This window comes from Aquitalea pelogenes (assembly GCF_041914625.1).
In the GTDB taxonomy this organism is placed as follows: Bacteria; Pseudomonadota; Gammaproteobacteria; order Burkholderiales; family Chromobacteriaceae; genus Aquitalea; species Aquitalea pelogenes.
In genome coordinates this window covers 21,502-35,240 of the sequence record NZ_JAYSDA010000003.1, presented here as the reverse complement: position 1 = coordinate 35,240, position 13,739 = coordinate 21,502, and the positions used below count along the sequence as shown (strand labels likewise).

Annotated in this window: 13 protein-coding genes and 1 pseudogene; 9 read left to right on the top strand and 5 right to left on the bottom strand. The window is 56.8% G+C overall.

The window, feature by feature from the left end:
- Positions 1–8 precede the first annotated feature (8 nt).
- The gene (locus tag ACE3SE_RS03480; RefSeq protein ID WP_374553916.1) at positions 9–3,194 is read right to left on the bottom strand and encodes an efflux RND transporter permease subunit; all 3,186 of its coding nucleotides are present in this window, start codon (positions 3,192–3,194) and stop codon (positions 9–11) included.
- Entirely contained in the window at positions 3,191–4,213 is a 1,023-nt protein-coding gene (locus ACE3SE_RS03475) for an efflux RND transporter periplasmic adaptor subunit (RefSeq protein WP_374553915.1), read from the bottom strand. The genes ACE3SE_RS03480 and ACE3SE_RS03475 overlap by 4 nt, the downstream gene beginning before the upstream one ends.
- Before the next feature lie 164 nt (positions 4,214–4,377).
- Here ACE3SE_RS03475 and ACE3SE_RS03470 point away from each other — a divergent pair, with 164 nt between their 5' ends.
- The 5 genes from ACE3SE_RS03470 to ACE3SE_RS03450 all read left to right on the top strand — a co-directional run bounded on the left by ACE3SE_RS03470 (position 4,378) and on the right by ACE3SE_RS03450 (position 9,345).
- A complete protein-coding gene (locus ACE3SE_RS03470) occupies positions 4,378–5,664 on the top strand; it encodes an NAD(P)/FAD-dependent oxidoreductase (protein WP_374553914.1) in 1,287 nt (428 codons plus the stop codon).
- Between the two features lie 206 nt (positions 5,665–5,870).
- Positions 5,871–6,827, top strand: coding sequence for a DUF932 domain-containing protein (locus ACE3SE_RS03465; protein ID WP_374553913.1), 957 nt, complete (start codon positions 5,871–5,873; stop codon positions 6,825–6,827).
- Positions 6,828–6,831: 4 nt separating this feature from the next.
- Positions 6,832–7,293: a hypothetical protein gene (locus ACE3SE_RS03460; RefSeq protein ID WP_374553912.1), complete on the top strand. Its 462-nt coding sequence runs from the start codon at positions 6,832–6,834 to the stop codon at positions 7,291–7,293.
- 175 nt (positions 7,294–7,468) lie between these two features.
- A complete protein-coding gene (locus ACE3SE_RS03455) occupies positions 7,469–8,452 on the top strand; it encodes a YqaJ viral recombinase family nuclease (protein WP_374553911.1) in 984 nt (327 codons plus the stop codon).
- Positions 8,449–9,345 carry a recombination directionality factor gene (locus ACE3SE_RS03450; RefSeq protein ID WP_374553910.1) on the top strand — a complete coding sequence of 299 codons (897 nt, stop codon included), beginning with the start codon at positions 8,449–8,451 and terminating at the stop codon, positions 9,343–9,345. Before ACE3SE_RS03455 ends, ACE3SE_RS03450 begins: the two co-directional genes overlap by 4 nt.
- Here ACE3SE_RS03450 and ACE3SE_RS03445 read toward each other — a convergent pair.
- Positions 9,332–9,682, bottom strand: coding sequence for a helix-turn-helix domain-containing protein (locus ACE3SE_RS03445; protein WP_374553909.1), 351 nt, complete (start codon positions 9,680–9,682; stop codon positions 9,332–9,334). The genes ACE3SE_RS03450 and ACE3SE_RS03445 overlap by 14 nt on opposite strands.
- A gap of 143 nt (positions 9,683–9,825) precedes the next feature.
- Between ACE3SE_RS03445 and ACE3SE_RS03440 the strand changes: the two genes are divergently transcribed.
- From ACE3SE_RS03440 to ACE3SE_RS03425, 4 genes are all read left to right on the top strand, one after another.
- Complete coding sequence (locus tag ACE3SE_RS03440; protein ID WP_103523767.1) at positions 9,826–10,155, top strand: hypothetical protein; 330 nt, start codon at positions 9,826–9,828, stop codon at positions 10,153–10,155.
- 29 nt (positions 10,156–10,184) lie between these two features.
- Positions 10,185–10,628 carry a hypothetical protein gene (locus tag ACE3SE_RS03435; protein WP_374553908.1) on the top strand — a complete coding sequence of 148 codons (444 nt, stop codon included), beginning with the start codon at positions 10,185–10,187 and terminating at the stop codon, positions 10,626–10,628.
- 125 nt (positions 10,629–10,753) lie between these two features.
- Positions 10,754–11,626, top strand: a complete 873-nt coding sequence (locus ACE3SE_RS03430; RefSeq protein ID WP_374553907.1) for a GTPase family protein — start codon at positions 10,754–10,756, stop codon at positions 11,624–11,626.
- Between the two features lie 32 nt (positions 11,627–11,658).
- Positions 11,659–11,922, top strand: coding sequence for a hypothetical protein (locus tag ACE3SE_RS03425; protein WP_374553906.1), 264 nt, complete (start codon positions 11,659–11,661; stop codon positions 11,920–11,922).
- Between the two features lie 411 nt (positions 11,923–12,333).
- On the opposite strand, the gene ACE3SE_RS03420 is transcribed toward ACE3SE_RS03425, so the two are convergent.
- Together ACE3SE_RS03420 and ACE3SE_RS03415 are read right to left on the bottom strand one after the other, a co-directional pair.
- Entirely contained in the window at positions 12,334–12,684 is a 351-nt protein-coding gene (locus tag ACE3SE_RS03420) for a CZB domain-containing protein (RefSeq protein WP_374554047.1), read from the bottom strand.
- Positions 12,685–12,762: 78 nt separating this feature from the next.
- A pseudogene (locus ACE3SE_RS03415) lies at positions 12,763–13,194 on the bottom strand (methyl-accepting chemotaxis protein); the annotation flags it as partial.
- Positions 13,195–13,739 lie beyond the last annotated feature (545 nt).

The window sequence follows — 13,739 nt, the reverse complement described above, 5'->3', positions numbered from 1 at the left end:
CAATAGCGTCAGTTTTTCGGCTTAAAAGCCATGTAATACAGCAGTGGAATCACCACCAGCGTGAGAACGGTGGAGACCAGAATGCCGAAGATCAGCGAGATGGCCAGACCATTGAAGATGGGGTCATCCAGAATGAAGAACGCCCCAATCATCGCCGCCAGCCCGGTCAGCATGATGGGCTGGGCACGCGTGGCGGCCGAAGCAATCACCGCCTCTTCCATCCGCATTCCCGCAGCCACCTGCATGCGGATGAAGTCCACCAGCAAGATGGAGTTGCGCACGATGATGCCGGCCAGTGCGATCATGCCAATCATCGACGTAGCGGTGAATTGCGAGCCCAGCAAGGCATGGCCAGGCATCACGCCAATAATGGTGAGCGGGATGGGGGCCATGATGATGAGCGGCACCAGGTATGAACCGAAATGCGCCACCACCAGCAGGTAGATCAGAATCAGCCCCACGCCATAAGCAGCTCCCATGTCGCGGAAGGTTTCATAGGTAATCTGCCATTCGCCATCCCACTTGATGGCGTATTGCTTGAAACCATCAGCAGGCTGCTTGATGAAGTATTCAGCCGGGTGCTCACCACTGGCGGTAGGCAATGCCAGCACGGCCTTGCGCATGCCGAACATGCCGTACAAGGGGCTGTCGGTACTGCCCGCCATATCCCCCACTACGTAGTCCACCGGCAAGCCATCCTTGCGATAGCGCACCCGGTCTTCCGGCTGGTGCTGCTGGCTGACCAGGGCCGACAGCGGCAACACGCTGCCGTCGCCACCACGCACCGGCGTAGCCAGCACGGTATCCAGATCGCCCTTGTAACGGTCCGCCAGTCGTAGCTGGATGGCCGTGGGATATTTACTGCCATCATGCAGATAGCTGGCTGCACTACCATTCATGGCAATGGCCAAGGCCTGGGTGATGGCCGCCTGCGCGACCCCATGCTGCATGGCTTTTTCGCGGTCTACCTGCAGCACGATCTTGCCGGGCAGCGGCTGCACGCTGCTGTCGACATCGACAATGCCATCTGCCTGATGGAAAACACCTTCGACAGCAGAGGCTAGTGCGGCACGCCCGGAAAGGTCCGGGCCGTAAACTTCGGCCACGATGGGTGCCATGACCGGCGGTCCGGGCGGCACTTCCACCACTTTGAGCCGGGCATGGTAACGCGCGGCAATCTGCTGCAAGGGCGCACGGAAGGCCAGCGCAATGGCATGGCTGCTGCGATGGCGCTCGCCCTTGGGTAGCAAGTCCACCTGCACATCGCCGCTCTCATTACCGGCACGCAGGTAGTACTGCCGCACCAGGCCATTGAAGTTGATGGGAGCAGCCACACCGGCATACGCCTGATAGTTTTGCACTTCCGGCTGCTGTGCCAGCCAGGCCGTCATCTCATGCAGGGCGGCGGCAGTATCTTCCAGTGCGCTGCCGGCAGGCATGTCCACCACCAGTTGCAGCTCGGATTTGTTATCGAATGGCAGCATTTTCAGTACCACCAGTCGCGCTACCGGCAAGGCAATGGAGAGCAACAACAAGCCCATCACCCCCAGCATCAGCAAACGACGCGCACGTTTGCCACCGGTTTGTGCCAGAAATGGCGAAAACACCTTCTGGGCCAGCGGGTGAAGACGAGCGGCCAGGCCATCCTGATGTACAGCAGCAGCAGACAACCAGCGTCGGGCCAGCCACGGGGTGATGGTGAAGGCAATCGCCAGTGAAATCAGCATGCCCATGGAGGCATTGATGGGGATCGGGCTCATGTAGGGGCCCATCAGGCCGCTGACAAAGGCCATGGGCAGCAAGGCTGCAATCACGGTCAGGGTAGCCAGAATGGTAGGGCCGCCCACCTCATCCACCGCAGCTGGAATCAGGCTGGCCAGCGTGGCATCAGGCTTGAGCAGCTTGTGGCGGTGAATGTTTTCCACTACCACGATGGCGTCATCCACCAGAATGCCAATGGAAAAAATCAGCGCAAACAGTGATACCCGGTTGAGGGTAAAACCCCAGGCCCAGGAGGCAAACAAGGTGGCGGAAAGCGTCAACACCACAGCCAGGCCGACAATGGCTGCTTCGCGCCGCCCCAGCGAGAAGAACACCAGCACCACGACCGAAGCGGTCGCGAAAATCAGTTTCTCAATCAGCTTGACCGCTTTTTCATTGGCGGTTTCGCCATAATTGCGGGTCATGTCCACGCTAACCTGCTGCGGAATCACCGTATTGCGCAGGCTATCCATTTTTGCCGCCAGCTTGTCGGCAATCACCACGGCGTTTTCGCCGGGCTTCTTGGTGATACTGATGGTCACTGCCGGGTACTCACCGCCCTTGTTGCCCCCCTTGCCATACCAGACATAGCTTTGCGGTGCCGGAGCCCCCTGAGTGACTTGTGCCACATCGCGCAGGAACACCGGGCGGTGATTGCTCACCCCCACCACCAACTGGGCCACATCCTCCACCGAGGTGAGAAACGGCCCGGTTTCCACCCGGGTGGCGGTTTCATTGAGAATCTGCCCGGCGGGCAATGAGACATTGGCTGCCGCGATGGCACACTGTACGTCATCCAGCGTCAAACCGGCACGGCTCAATGCCTGGGGATTGAACTCCACGCCTACCGTCTGCGAGGTACCACCTGTCGTCGTCACCTCGCGCGTGCCAGCCACCCGCTTCAGTTCGCCCTCGGCAACGTGGGCAACGCGTTCCAGCTCGCTGCGCCCCAGCGTGCCATCCTGGTTGTACAGGGTGTATGTCACGATGGGCACATCATCGATGCCCTTGGGCTTGATCAGCGGCGGCAAGGTACCAAGGCCGGGTGGCAGCCAGTCGGCATGGCTGTTGACGGTGTCGTACAGGCGCACCAGCGCGTCGATACGCGGCACACCCACCTTGAACTGCACGGTGAGAATGGCCATGCCCGGGCGCGAAACCGCATAGACGTGGTCCACCCCGTCAATCTGCCCCAGCACCTGCTCGGCTGGCTGCGCAACTTGCGCCTCTACCGTACCGACCGAGGCACCCGGAAAGGCCACCATGACATTGGCCATGGTGACATTGATTTGCGGCTCCTCCTCACGCGGCGTTATCAGCGTGGCAAACAAGCCCAGCAAAATGGCAAGCAAGCCCATTAGCGGCGTGATGTGGGCAGACTGGAAAAAACCTGCCAGTCGCCCGGAAATACCCAGTTGATTGGCCGGTTTCACTTGCCGTCTCCTTGGGCCTGATGACGCGCAGCTGCCGGATTAAGCACCAGCTTGTCACCTGTTTTCAGCCCGCTCAGGATTTCAGTCTGCTCACCCAAGGACTTGCCGCTACGCACATAGCGCAGCACCGGCTTGCCATTGGCAGATAGCACGTATACGGCATTGAATTCGCCAAATTGCACAATGCTGCTGGAGGGAACAGTAAGCTGCCCTTTGCCAGCAGTAGCAAAACGGACCTGGGTGGTATTGCCAGGGGGCAGGACGGTGCCAGTCGGCAGCACGATGCGCACAGTGCGTGACTGGCTTTGCTGGTCGGTGGTGGGAAACCACTGCACCTGCGCAACCGCCAGCTTCCTGTTGCCCAGACTGATGGCTGGCGTGACATCTCGGCGTAACTGCTCGAATGTTGCCGCCGGCAATTGCACCTCTACCCGCATGGCTGATGGGTCGTACAACTCGACAATAGGCTGGCTGGGCATGGTCACCGCGCCCAGATCTCCCTGCACCCGCGACACCACGCCATTGAATGGTGCAGTCAGACGAAACAAGGCCGCCTGGGCGGACGCCGCACCGGCCTGGGCCATCTGCGCCCTGGCTTGTGCCTCGGCAATCCGGTATTGCGCCTGGGCCTTTTCCAGCGCGGAAGTACTCAGGTATTGCTTGTCGGCCAGAGCCTTGGCACGTGTCAGCTCACTTCTGGCCTGGGTCAGGCTGGCTTGCGCCGCTGCAATCTGCGCACGGCTGGCATTGGCAGCCTGATCAGCCGATGCAGCATCAATCTGTGCCAATAACTGTCCAGCCTTCACCGTGGCATTCACCTGCGCGGGAAGTTGGCTGATACGCCCGGCTACCGGCACCGATAGTTGAGCGGAACGTACAGCCTGCACCAAACCAGTCGCTTCGTACCATCCCTGCTGCCCCGCTGCAGTTACCGTGACGGTTTGCAGGCTGGCAGCAAAGCCACTGGGCGACACCAGTAAGCCCAACTGCAGCACCATTGCAATCTGTTTCAGTGTCATCACGCATCATCCTTTTTGTTTCCCGCATTCGTGGGAATGTTGCTGCAAACAACTACCTAGACATGACAAATGGTAGATGGTGCATGCAATGTTTGATTTACTATTTTATATAATATAAAACAATAGAACGTAACTGCAAGTTACTTCACAACAAGGAGTGAGACATGGCCAACATCGTGATTCTGGGAGCAGGCACCGGCGGCATGCCGGCTGCGTATGAACTGCGTCATCAACTGGGGCGTGAGCACAGCATCACGCTGATCAATGCGGTAGATTATTTCCAGTTTGTACCGTCCAACCCCTGGATCGCAGTCGGCTGGCGACAGCGGGAAGACATCACCTTCGCCATCGCACCAGTGCTGGAAAAGAAGGGAATCGGTTTCATTGCCAGCCCGGTTACCCGGATTGATGCAGAGGGCAACCGTCTTTCCTTACAAAATGGCGATACCGTGAACTATGACTATCTGGTCATTACCACCGGGCCAAAACTGGCATTTGACGAAGTACCCGGTGCGGGCCCGGGAGGCTTTACCCAGTCCATCTGCAGCGTGGACCACGCCGAGCATGCCTGGGAAGAATACCAACGGTTTCTGTCCGACCCTGGCCCCGCCATCATCGGTGCCATGCCGGGGGCCTCCTGTTTTGGACCTGCCTACGAATTTGCCTTTGTGTTCAGTACCGACCTGAAAAAACGCAAGCTGCGCCACAAGGTACCCATCACCTACGTGACCAGCGAGCCCTATGTGGGCCATCTTGGCCTGGGTGGGGTTGGCGATTCCAAATCCATGCTGGAAAGTGAATTCCGCAATAACGATATCAAGTGGATTACCAACGCCCGTACGACACGGATAGATGATGGTCACATGCTGGTGACCGAGATAGACAATAACGGCACAACCATCAAGGAACACGAACTCCCCTTCAAATACAGCATGATGCTGCCCGCCTTCCGTGGCGTTGATGTGGTGGCTGCAGTAGAAGGACTGTGCAACCCAAGAGGCTTCGTCATCGTCGATGAGAACCAGCGCAGTCCAAAGTATCGCAATATTTTTTCTGCCGGGGTGTGTATTGCCATCCCTCCGGTTGAGGTCACGCCGGTTCCAACCGGAGCCCCCAAAACCGGTTATATGATTGAGACCATGGTCACAGCCATCACCAAGAATATCCATGCAGATATCGAAGGCAGACCAGCCAAGTTCAAGGGCAGCTGGAATGCCATTTGCCTGGCAGACATGGGGGATACCGGTGCTGCATTTGTGGCGCTACCCCAGATACCACCGCGCAACGTCAACTGGTTCCGAAAAGGAAAGTGGGTGCATATGGCCAAGATCGCCTTTGAAAAGTATTTCTTGTACAAGATGAAGCACGGTACATCAGAACCGATTTACGAAAAGCATGTACTTAAAAGCCTGGGAATTGAACGACTGAATGAGGATGAATGGAAAGGTTGAAAACAAATGTTTTCTAGAAAAATCCAGACGCTAGGCTAAAGCAGAAATGACCACATATGTCGAAACATAGATAAACCAAGTGAGAACTTAATCCAGTTTTTTTCAGACGTATATCACCCCCTTGAACACGCACACGACACCCACTCCGGGTGTCTTTTATGCCCTGGCCTCCGTTTCGACGGGGGCCATTTCATTGGAGTGATCTCATGTCCCATCTCATCGAATCCATGGCTTTTGTCGGAGCCACGCCCTGGCATGGTCTGGGTAATCCATTGTCCCCGCAGCAGCCGCTGGAAGTGTGGCTGACCGAAGCCGGCATGGACTGGCGTATCGAGCAAAGCGATGTCTTGTTCAACGTGGCCACCGATGGCATGCACATCCGGCCATTTGCTGACTCGAAGGTGTTGTATCGGTCTGATTCCTTGGCTCCGCTGTCGGTGGTCTCACCGCGATACAAGGTGGTGCAACCCTCGGAAGTGCTGGAGTTCTATCGCGACCTGGTTAGTGCCGGTGGTTTTGAGCTGGAAACGGCTGGGGTACTGAAGGGTGGTCGCAAGTTGTGGGCACTGGCCAAGACCGGGCAGGAAGCCCTACTAAAGGGAGGGGATCGGGTGAAGGCCTACCTGCTGCTGGCTACCAGTTGTGATGGCACCTTGTGCACCACCGCCCAGTTCACCTCGGTACGGGTGGTGTGCAACAACACCCTGCAGATGGCAGTGAAGGACCGAACCGGTGCGGTGAAGGTGCCCCACTCTACTGTGTTCGACCCGCAGCAGGTGAAGGATGCACTGGGTCTAGGTCTGTCGGCCTGGGATCGTTTCATCGGCAACATCAAGCAGCTGTCACAGCGCACGGTATCTCCTGAAGAAGCCTGTCAGTTCTTCCGCGAAGTACTGGACGAACCGCTGGTGGAAGGCGTGGAGGATGCCGTCACCTCGAAGGCGCTGCAGCAGATATCGGCCCTGTATAGCGGTGGCGGCATGGGCTCGCTGTTGGCCGGTACCAAGGGAACGGCCTGGGGCCTGGTCAATGCGATGACCGAGTATGTGGATCATCGCCGTCGCGCCCGTAGCCAGGATTACCGGCTGGATTCGGCCTGGTTTGGTCAGGGTGCGCAGTTGAAGGGCAAGGCACTGGAGCATGCACTGGCCTTGGTGGAGTAATGCCATGGCTTCCGTGCAATCCATTGCTTTGACCGCAGCTTGCCTGACGGCAGGCATGCGCGACTTCTGTACCTGGAACGGCTTGGGTGTGGCATACGACGGCCCGGATGCTGAGCGCAGTTTGCTGGTGATATGGGGTGTGGGCTGCCTGGAACTGCATGCCGAACTTGTGCAGTACGCCCCGATGGTAGCGGCACTGGCTGACACCTTGTACGACCAGCTGGATCAGGCTGCACCGGGAGTGTGGCACTACGAGGTAACTGAAGCCCTGGGCAGTGCAATTGCGGAGTGGATCGTGCTGCATGATGGTCTGCCCCCTTCCCTCGATTGGGTCAAAGCCTGCCTGGTACGGTTGGCTGGGGAATTCATGTTGCGCGGGCAGCCCCAGCAGTGGCCTGCCATCCGGCAGATACTGTTGACGCTCTCTCCAGAGCTGCCGGTGATTGTGCCGGTCACACTATCGTGAATCCGTTGTTGGTCTGATTTGTTCTTGCTGTTTCTGTCCTGCCCTTCTGTCTGATTCCCGTTTGTCGCTTTGCTCTGCTGTCGTTTCTCTTGTTCCTGCTCTCCCCTGTTTATTTCACTCATTGCCCGGTCAGCCTTGCTGCCGGGCTTTATGCCTTTATAAGGAGTGTTTCGCCATGGCTGAACGCTACGCACAGGCCATTCGTCTGGCCTCTACCCTGAAGTTGTCTCGTGATGAATGGCTGCGCATTCGCCAGTTGGGCATTGGTTCATCTGATGCTGCCCCGGCCATTGGGCTGTCACCGTACAAGTGCCCTCTGTCCTTGTGGCTGGAGAAGTCCGGTCGTAAGGAGCCGGAAGATCTGTCGGAGAAAGAGCCTGTCATCTGGGGCACGATTCTGGAACCTATCCTAGCGCGAGTGTATGCCGAGCGTACCGGTCGTAAGGTACGGCGGGTGAATGCGGTGCTGCAGCACCCGGAGCACCGTTTCATGCTGGCCAATCTGGACCGGGAGGTGCGATGTCCGGAGGAAGGCTGGGGCATCCTGGAAATCAAGACAGCCAGCTATCACTCTGCCCCGCAGTGGGAAGAAGGCATTCCGGTTACCTATCAGTGCCAGGTCCTGCATCAGCTCGCGGTTACAGGACACGCTTGGGCCGACGTTGCCGTGCTGATCGGTGGTCAGGATTTCCGTATCTATAGAGTCAATCGCGATGAAGACAAGATCGCCGATCTGGTCGCCCGGGAGACGGTGTTCTGGCAACACGTGGTGATGGATACCCAGCCGGCACCGGATGGTTCGGACGATGCAGGTGCTGCCCTGTCCTGGCTGTTCCCGCGTGACGATGGCCAGACCATCGATCTGTCGGAATCGATTGAAGGCAATCGGCTGTTCTCTGCCCTACTGGCTGAGCGGCAGCGCAAGGAGGAGGCCGAGGCCAAAGAAGCTGCCATCCGGCAGCAGATCCAGAACGTATTGGGGCATGCTTCCGCCGCTGTATTCGAATCTGGCCGCATTAGCTGGAAGCGCTCCAAGGATCGCGTTGCCCCTGATGTCGAACGTCTATCGCAAGATCACCCCACCCTGCTCGCCCAGTACAGCAAGTCCATTGCCGGTTCCCGGCGCTTTGTCATTCAGACTGAAAGGAAAGCATCATGATCAAGGGACTCGCCATTACCCCGCCGGTGATTGGGCGTATCAGCATTGGCAAGCTGGTCCAGAAACAAGAACGGTGGCTGCCAGAGAAGGACGACAGCTTTTCGTTAACCACCCAGGTGCAGAGCCGGGATGGCTGGTTACTGCATCCCTTGCACCAGGCCCTGTCGGAGCAGGCACAGAACGGCAAGATCCGTGCGATTCCGATTCAGTTGCTGTTCAACGATAGCGAGCTGAACCTGCGCGCCGAATACAGTGCCTTCGACCGGAGTAACGGTCGACCAGTGTGTGTCGGTAACGGAGAGACGGCACGGCGGTTGACCGCTCAGGGCATGGAAGAGATTGGTTGCATGGGTCCAGACCGTTGTCCGCTGGCCAAGGAACTGGGCTGCAAGCTCTATGGTCGGCTTAACGTCCAGGTAGAAGGTCAGCAGGATGAGCTGGGCAGCTTCATCTTCCGCACGACCGGCTACAACTCGGTGCGTACCCTGGCGGCACGGCTGAAGTATTACGAAGCAGCCAGTGGTGGTAACACCAAGCATCTGCCGCTGTTACTGCGTCTACGCGCCAAGAGCACCACCCAGTCCCACCGTACGCCGGTGTACTACGTGGATCTGACGCTGCGCGACGGCCAGACCCTGGCCGAAGCCGTCAGCACCGCACGTAAAACCGCGGATGAACAGCTGGAAGCCGGTATCGACACTGCCGAACTAGAGCAGGCTGCCCGGCTATTGCTGCAGAACGGTCAGTTCGAAGACACCGAGGAGGAAGTACCACAGTTGCTGGAGGAGTTTTATCCGGCAGTGGAAAGTGGTGCTGAGGCAGAAGAAAAGCCGAAGGCCACATCTCGCCCTACCCGGCTCACTTCCAAGCTGGGTGCCGTCAGGACGGCTTAGCCAGCCGGTTGGTCAGTTGTTCCACCATCGCCAGCACCATCTCCCGATCCGCACTATTCAAGCGGGCCAGCATCTGTACCAGGTGCTGCGCCTGCTCTGCGGGACGGTTGCTGGATTCCACCAGTAGTGACGATGCATCACAGTTAAACAGACCTGCCAGTTCCAGCAGACGGGCCACCGTCGGCATCACCAGTCCCCGCTCCATGCGGGATACCGCTTCATTCCCGATCTTCAGTTGTTCCGCGACCTGTTCCTGGGTCAGTCCTGCGTCCTGCCGTCGTGCCGCAATGGCTTTGCCAATGCTCAGGGCCAATGCATCCACTTTTGTTTTTGCCATCATATTCTCCATTCAACTCAAATAGTGGCAATACAACCCATTGACATGAAGGACGCATCAGGTTGAAATTCAACTCATTAGGTTGTTACTTGTGCTTTCAGGTGGATGCCATCTCACCGTTTTACCTCTTTGGAGTCACTGTCATGTCTTCCCGTACCCAGACTCAGGCTGTGTTGTGCTTTGGCCTGTTCGTCGTGATTGATCTGTTTGCGCTGTTCATGCCCCGTGTCCATCTGGGCTTCCTCGGGTTGTTACTCACGCCCTTTATTGGCGGCTTCTTCACCTTTGTCGGTGTCGCTATCGGCGATGCCATCTGTCGTGCCATGCGGCCGGATCTGCTCTTGGGCAGCAGCTCGGTTGAGCTGTTCAAGGCCAAGGTGTTCTGGCGGATTGGACCACAAGCCATTGGCTGGTTCTGTGGCTTCATCGCTTACCAAAGCGTGATGCGCAATGTGTTCGGCATCTACGCCTGATTTCACTGTTATTGATTGGAGAAAACACCATGAAACATGTATTGGGACTTTGTCTGGGCTTGCTGCTGAGCAGCCAGGTAATGGCATTTGGTGAAACCGGTCGCTGGAGCAGCGGCTGGGGCCAGGGCACCAGTGAATATGCCGCTGTCGATACGCAACATAACCAGCTGTATATCGCCTGCAATGAAACAGACTCCCCGATGATCAGCCTGAAGGTGGGTAATAAGGAATACGGTGCACTGCCGGCCAAGGAGTTCGCGCTGATTGTCGATGGTGAGGTCTTCGACAACATTGGCAACACCGGCTCTCGGGTGGGTAACCAGAACTTTGTCAGAGCCTGGGACAAGATCCGTAAAGCCAAAAGCCTGGAAGCCAAAACAGCTGACGGCAAATTGATCAAGCTGCCGCTGACCGGCGCAGCCAAAGTCCTGCCGGCCAGCCGCAGCAAAGACTTCCCCTGCACCGGCTTTTAAGCGCCACACCAGCACATCCCTGATGTTCCCGAGGTGGCGTGTCGCCCCTCTCCCCGTTTGACCAGACACGCCACCTACAGCAGGTGGCGTTTTTGTTTGCCATCTACTGCATTGGGACAACCACCATGACCCCTATTCCACAAACACTGGGAACCACCTTGTTAGCTGCCTTCGATCAAGCAGGCACACTGACTGACGCACAACGTGAGCAACTGCGCGAGCGGATTGAAGAGATTGTTCACTATCAGGCCGTCGTCGGCATTATGGGCAAAACCGGTGCCGGCAAGTCCAGCCTGTGCAATGCCCTGTTTGGTCAGGACGTGGCCGAGGTCGATGACGTCGCTGGCTGTACTCGCTATCCGCAGGAATTCACCCTTGCCTACAAGAATGGCAAAGGCATTGCGCTGATCGACTTACCCGGTGTGGGCGAAACCACTGACAAAGACAGTGAATACGCCGCGCTGTATCAGCGTCTGTTACCAGAAATGGATCTGATCCTGTGGGTGATAAAAGCCGACGATCGGGCCTTGAGTATTGATGAGCACTGCTACCGCACGCTGATCCAGCCCTATCTGGCCCAGCGTGACATCCCGGTACTGTTCGTGCTCAGCCAGGTCGACAAGCTGGAACCCTATCGCGACTGGGATACCGTCCTTCACCTGCCAGGCACTGACCAGGCGAAGAACCTCAGCCGCAAGCAGATCCAGCTCAGCCAGGTCTTTGACATTCCCCTCTCCCAGATCTGTGCCACCGCCGCCAGCGAAGGCTACGGCCTGAGCACGCTGATCGAACAGATCATTGCCACCCTACCCAAGCAAAAAAAATGGTCTATCGCCCGTGAAGCCAATCCGGAGGTGGTTTCCAGCACGGCCTATCACAGCGCCAGCAAAGGATTGTGGGAATCGGTGAAGGAAGCCGCACAGGCTGTGCTGAGTGATAGCTGGAACTGGGTCAGCAATACCGTTAGCAGTTGGGTCGGCAAGCTGTTTGGCTGGTGATCCAACACTACTACTCCACCAAGGTAAATCCCATGAAAGCCCTCCTCGCCCTCACCCTACTGGTCAGCCTCACCGGCTGCTCCAGCCGTTACGATAGCCAGGTCGAAGATAACTTCACCCGCAGTTGCCAGGTACGACACTCGTCACGCTTCTGCCAGTGCTACCTGAAGAAAACCGAAGACAAACTCAATCAAAAGGAGATGCAGAATCTGGAACAAGACATGCAAATGACACAGCAGATACCAGACAAGATCGCTGCCATTGCCCTGGAAGCCATCGCGGATTGCCCGCAGTAAGCAGCATAAAACAGAGCCGCCTGCCCCGTATGGGGTGGGTGGCTCTGTTTTGCTAATCCGGCGAGACAACGGGTATGCCATAGCTGGGATATTTTTTTACTTCCGCATTTCGGCTAAAGCGGTCTATTAGCCTGATAGGGAGTAACGACCGATTTACGCCGAGTTCAGTCTCCCGCACCCAATACCACACGGTCCATTTGGGGCGTTCCTACTGCCACGAGAGACGCCCGCACAGGACTGATCATTACCACTGGTCTCGCAGCAAACGACACATACTTCGGCAGGCTAAACCTACTAGGCGACATGCACTTGGAGGTCAAGAACCGCATTCTAGGCACTGGCGTAGACAATGAATGCGGAGAGTGCTTGACCCGAGGTAGCCCGCATTGTCATAGCGGGCGCTGGCGAACATCAAATTTTATTGTCGCAGGGTTGCTGTTCCAGTTGGGTCAGCAAGTTCGTTACCAGATCCGAAGCCTCTTCCATGCGTTGCAGCGCCTGTCTGGCCTTGGCAAAGTCCTTGGCGTTAAAGGCATCCAGCGCCTCCTTGCCAGCATTGTGTACATTGGCATGCGGTACTTCCAGCTGATTGAACAGGCTATTGCCCTTACACTCCTGTGCGCCACGCCCCTCGTAATACCATTTGCCCAGCCGACAATGATGGTGTGACGATACCTTGTCGGCGGAAAGCTCATGATAGCCAATGAAAGCCTTGTAGATTTCCAGCTTGAACACTACGTGGTCCAGTTTTACCACTTCCATGAAGCTAGTATTTGTGCCTTGGGCAATGACTCGCGCCATCTGCTCACTGACATCCACCATGCTACGGATGGATTCGGCCGTGTCCAGCCCGGTGCTGCGATAACCTGCGACTTGCTCGGCGGCCTCAGTCACTTGCTGCTTGGTATTGAGAGAGGCACTTTCTACATCGCTGACCAGGGTAGAAATTTCATTGGTGGCGTTGGCTGTTCGTTCGGCCAGTTTGCGCACTTCGTCGGCCACCACAGCAAAGCCACGACCCTGTTCACCAGCGCGTGCAGCCTCGATTGCCGCATTCAGTGCCAGCAAATTGGTTTGGTCAGCAACATCTTTGATCAACTGGACAAACTGGCGGATCTGGCTGGTCTTGCTATTGAGCGAATCCATGGACTCAGCGGTTTTCTGCTGCGCTAGGGCAATATCGTCAAAGCTATGAGCCAGGGTATTTACCGCACTACGGGTGTGGTGCAGGGTGGTGACAGCATCGGCGGCGGCGGAAAAGTTGTTTTCCATCAAGCTGGCCAGTTCGGCAAACGAGCCGCGAATGCTAGCAAGGCTAATGCAAAAATCGCCAAAGGGTTCGATGTAGCTTTGACTGCGCAGGGTCTGCCCTTGTTGTTCGCAGCTGTACTGCTCCACCCGTAGACGCGCTGCTTCGCTCAGTTGTTGTTGCCTGCGGCCATCTTGTAATTCTGCTTCCAGCTCTCGCACACGATTTTCCAGTTGCTGTATGCGCTTTTTGTTGGCTGATCCAAACATGCTTATATCTCCGGGAAACCAAAGTGGTCTGCTGCTGTTTTTGTTCTTACTCCAAACACTTTAGCAATAAGCCTATGGTTTTGCAAAAACCTCCCAACCAAGAAGCAATTCTCCCGTTGCTTGTTGGACAACGGCTGGTTTACACAGAAATCCTGACAAGCCCCGTTTGCAATATACTTTTCTGGCTGCTTTCAAGTCGAAAGCAGTCAATTTCATCTCACCAGTGAAGGGCTGCTAAGGCCGAAACTCGGACGTATCCCACTTTCATGTCATAAACAACAAGAGCACTGATCCACCAA

Coding starts and splice junctions, on each gene's coding strand:
- ACE3SE_RS03465 (WP_374553913.1), top strand. CDS start 5,871: ATGTCCCATCTCATCGAATCCATGGCTTTTGTCGGAGCCACGCCCTGG.
- ACE3SE_RS03430 (WP_374553907.1), top strand. CDS start 10,754: ATGACCCCTATTCCACAAACACTGGGAACCACCTTGTTAGCTGCCTTC.
- ACE3SE_RS03450 (WP_374553910.1), top strand. CDS start 8,449: ATGATCAAGGGACTCGCCATTACCCCGCCGGTGATTGGGCGTATCAGC.
- ACE3SE_RS03455 (WP_374553911.1), top strand. CDS start 7,469: ATGGCTGAACGCTACGCACAGGCCATTCGTCTGGCCTCTACCCTGAAG.
- ACE3SE_RS03475 (WP_374553915.1), bottom strand. CDS start 4,213: ATGACACTGAAACAGATTGCAATGGTGCTGCAGTTGGGCTTACTGGTG.
- ACE3SE_RS03425 (WP_374553906.1), top strand. CDS start 11,659: ATGAAAGCCCTCCTCGCCCTCACCCTACTGGTCAGCCTCACCGGCTGC.
- ACE3SE_RS03460 (WP_374553912.1), top strand. CDS start 6,832: ATGGCTTCCGTGCAATCCATTGCTTTGACCGCAGCTTGCCTGACGGCA.
- ACE3SE_RS03445 (WP_374553909.1), bottom strand. CDS start 9,682: ATGGCAAAAACAAAAGTGGATGCATTGGCCCTGAGCATTGGCAAAGCC.
- ACE3SE_RS03420 (WP_374554047.1), bottom strand. CDS start 12,684: ATGGAAGTGGTAAAACTGGACCACGTAGTGTTCAAGCTGGAAATCTAC.
- ACE3SE_RS03470 (WP_374553914.1), top strand. CDS start 4,378: ATGGCCAACATCGTGATTCTGGGAGCAGGCACCGGCGGCATGCCGGCT.
- ACE3SE_RS03435 (WP_374553908.1), top strand. CDS start 10,185: ATGAAACATGTATTGGGACTTTGTCTGGGCTTGCTGCTGAGCAGCCAG.
- ACE3SE_RS03440 (WP_103523767.1), top strand. CDS start 9,826: ATGTCTTCCCGTACCCAGACTCAGGCTGTGTTGTGCTTTGGCCTGTTC.